The sequence below is a fragment of the Endozoicomonas sp. ONNA2 genome (assembly GCF_024606365.1).
GTDB lineage: Bacteria > Pseudomonadota > Gammaproteobacteria > Pseudomonadales > Endozoicomonadaceae > Endozoicomonas.
Genome location: NZ_JAHHPO010000774.1, coordinates 1 through 3720, shown reverse-complemented (window position 1 = coordinate 3720; position 3720 = coordinate 1). Strand labels below are relative to the sequence as shown.

General features: G+C 48.4%; 2 protein-coding genes and 1 pseudogene. 2 read left to right on the top strand and 1 reads right to left on the bottom strand.

Features of this window, described 5'->3' with window-relative positions; genetic code table 11:
- Nucleotides 1-113: 113 nt before the first annotated feature.
- Nucleotides 114-443: pseudogene (locus KDK14_RS13795) on the bottom strand (TIM barrel protein); the annotation flags it as partial.
- Nucleotides 444-800: 357 nt separating this feature from the next.
- On the opposite strand from KDK14_RS13795, the gene tal reads away from it, so the two are divergent.
- Together tal and KDK14_RS13785 are read left to right on the top strand one after the other, a co-directional pair.
- A complete protein-coding gene (tal, locus tag KDK14_RS13790; protein WP_257265749.1) occupies nt 801-1766 on the top strand; it encodes a transaldolase in 966 nt (321 codons plus the stop codon).
- A gap of 449 nt (nt 1767-2215) precedes the next feature.
- Nucleotides 2216-3619, top strand: a complete 1404-nt coding sequence (locus KDK14_RS13785; RefSeq protein WP_257265748.1) for a hypothetical protein — start codon at nt 2216-2218, stop codon at nt 3617-3619.
- The last annotated feature ends 101 nt before the right edge of the window (nt 3620-3720 follow it).

The following is a 3720-nucleotide window of genomic DNA, read 5'->3' as shown; positions in this document are numbered from 1 at the left end:
CGCAATCCTCGCTACGGGGACGCCCAGTCGGGCGCTATTCTCGGACAGCCTCCCAAGTACGGGTATGGCGAACTTCCTGAATGGGTCTGCAGCGGTTTCAGTCCATATTTCAATCAAGAATGGGCCCTGGTAATTGTTCGAAGTTTTCTGAAGGCAGCGACAAAATCCACAGTGCCCTTACCAAACGGTACGTTCTTGAAGACGCCGGGGCGGTTATCTTTGACATGCACCGCCACCCTATGGCCTTTACCGGCTTCAAGCTCGGCTTCCATATCATTACCCCGGGCAGACAGGTTGCCAATATCGGGATATACCTTGCAACACTGGCTGTTAAACTCATTGACATACGCCATTCCCTTGGTGAAGGAGTTGATCAGTCTGGTGTCCATAATTTCTACCGCCAGCATCACGTTCATGCGCTCGGCCCAGGCGATGCCCTGGCGTAAACCGTCTTTGAACTACTGCAGTGTTCTGGCATTACCAGTGGCGCAGGACTGACAGAACAGCGGTTAACCAAGGTGGATTCCATGACCGTCATGGCGGAACAAAAATGATGAAACAGGCCGACAAGGTTGTCGCTTTGGTAGACAGTAGTAAACTTGGGGTTCGAAGCGGTTTATTGTTTTGCCAAACCGCCAATATTCATATCCTGATCACCGGTCGGAAAACTGATCCTGACATATTAAAAGACCCTGAACAAAAAAGGGATACAGCTTCTGCTCGCGTAATTTGTCGCTCATAGCTGTTTGGGCAGCCGCCAAACAGAATCGGGCATGGAAATAAACAAGCGGAGTACTTTTGTGAAAAACCAACTTGACCAACTCAGAGAACTGTCCAAAGTAGTGGCCGATACCGGTGATATTGAGGCGATACGCCTGTATAAGCCTGTTGATGCCACGACCAACCCTTCGTTGATACTAAAAGCCGCGGAGCTACCGGATTACCAGCCTCTGCTTGAGGAGGGTATTCTGTGGGCGAAAGCACAAAATGCTGAAAATGTTGCAGCATCAGCCTGTGACTGGTTAACGGTCAATATTGGCAAAGCCATTCTTGACGTTGTGCCGGGTCTTGTCTCGACGGAAGTCGATGCCCGATTATCTTTTGATACCGGAGCAACGGTCAAAAAGGCGCAACGACTGATCGAGCTTTACCGTTCAATCAGTGTGGACACCGACCGGGTGTTAATTAAAATTGCCTCCACCTGGGAGGGTATCCGGGCCGCTGAAATTCTGGAAAAACAGGGCATTCGCTGTAATCTCACCCTGCTGTTCTCCTTTGCCCAGGCCAGGGCCTGCGCCGATGCGGGAGTCTATCTGATTTCTCCGTTCGTCGGACGCATTATGGACTGGTACAAAGCGCATCAGGGCGTTGATGGTTTCTTGCCAGAAGAAGACCCTGGTGTTTTATCAGTGACCAACATATACAACTATTACAAACAGCATAACTACCAAACAGTGGTCATGGGCGCCAGTTTCAGGAACATCGGCGAAATACGACAACTTGCAGGTTGCGACTGTCTGACCATTGCTCCTCGCCTGTTAGAAGAGTTAAGCCAAAGTCAGGAATTACTTGCCCAAAAACTGCAATCTTCATCTCCAGTCAAGCCGGAACAGCCTGAGGCTATCTCGGAACCACAGTTTCGTTGGGAGCATAATAGCGATGCCATGGCCACTGAAAAGCTGGCTGAAGGTATCCGGCTGTTTGCTGCTGATCAGGAAAAACTCGAAAAGCTTCTCGATGCCTTGACAGATGATTCCGGTGATTAATTCCGGTGATTAACTGTTGTTCCTGGTTATTGTCCCGAAATAACACCGACTTTTTTTGCTGATGGAGCCCTCTTCACAGGCAAGAAGGGAAACAAATGTCGAAATTATTTCGGGACAATTACTCATGTGGCGAAGACGCGGCAAAATTTGGGCATTTGTGGTTCCGTCTTTAACTGCCCGAAGCAGGCCCTTGATGTCTTCCGGTGCACCAGTTATTAATAGTTAATAGCATAACTGGCGAATTTAATTGCTGTCTGTGTCAATTCAGTTTTTTGGCATTGCAAGGGAGCCGTCTATGCCATTTTAGTGTAAGTGTGAGCCAGTAAAAATCTCGATCACAGTTTACACTTTCAGTCCGCACGGATGCAGTGAGTTCTCGTCATAATATCCGAAAGAAATGGGGTTTTCCTGCCTGCTTTTACTGCGCTCACAACTAAAAGGTTAGTATTATGAAACCACCCACAATGTCTTTGCCGTATTCTCTCGGAACCGCGCTTCAGCCCATTAATGCCAGTCCCGCTGCTGTCGCTGCTGGTGCTACGTGTGCTTCCGGACCGTTTTTTGGCTCTTCTTCTATGCGAATTGTGAATAATGGAGATAATGTCAAGGAGTCATTGTCCCGGTCGGGAAGGGTTTCAGAAAAGCGAATTGACAGCGGGAAAGTCTACACCGTTGCCGGTTTAACCAAACTCGGTGACCGAAGCATTGATATCTATGTCACTCAAAGTGGCAAAGTACAACAATCATCCCCGGGCAATAGCCTGGTACATTACGGCACCGGGGATGAAGTTAAAGAACTCAAGCCAGGGGAAGACAGAATCGAGAGGAGTGAGGCAGATCAAGAGTATTATTTTCTCAGCAAGGGGCAAAGCAAGAAGTTAGACAGAGGCAAAGTGTATGAGGGTACCAACAGTACGCCGGACTGTTATGTTTCGCCACAAGGTCAATTAACCAAAGCGAGGGCTGATGGCAAGTTATTTAAAATCGGGGCTGCTGGTGAGCTGGTAGAATATAAGCCCGACCCAAAAGGCTATCAGCATGTTATTTCACAGAAGAAGGAACATTTTATTGTTACTGCAACAGGGGCCTTCCCCCTGAAACCGGGTATTGTTAATCCGGCTACAGGGAACAGGCCTGCCATGTATCTATCAGAAAGCGGACAGCTGACGGCTGCCTCGGACACTCATGCCCGCTTGTTCAAGTTGGGCGATGAAGATCAGGTGGCAGAATTCAAATCAGGTGAAGCTGCCTTTAAATACACAGTATCAGAGCAAAAGACGCCTTTTCTTATTACTTCCACAGGCGCGTATACCTTAAAGCCGGGAACGCTGTATAAGGCGCAGGATGGTAGACCTGAGATGTATGTTTCCAAAGAATGCGTTCTGACTAAAGCTTCGGACACTACATCCCGTTTAGTCAAACTGGGGGATGAAGATGAAGCTGTAGAATATGAACCCAACTCATCAAACTTTAATATCAAGATTTCACAGAAAGGGAATCCTTACTGTATTACGTCTACAGGCGCGAGCCATATAAAGCCGGGTTCAGTTTATATGGCTCAGGGAACCAGGCCTGCCTTCTACCTTTCAGGGTCATCTGAGTTGACAACAGCTTCCAGTCAAGATGCTACGCTCATTAAACTGGGCCAGGAAGACCAGGCTGTCGAATACCAAAAAGATCCAAAAGGCTTTAATTATGTGGTTTCAAAGCAGAGGAGTCCTTTTCTTGTTACTGCTGAAGGCTTTCTCCCTTTGACCTATGACCAAACAGTCATTGCCGAACTTCCTGCGGGTCGTCAACTGGAGGTGACTGCCAAAAGGGATGTGGGGTTGCAACACCGGTTTATCGATTAATCCAAGGGCCTCCCTGCTTCAGAAAGTTAAAGACTGAACCACGAAGGGCCAGGAGGCTGTCCGAGAATAGACTGCCCTGCGCGGCAACTGCTCCTGCGTTG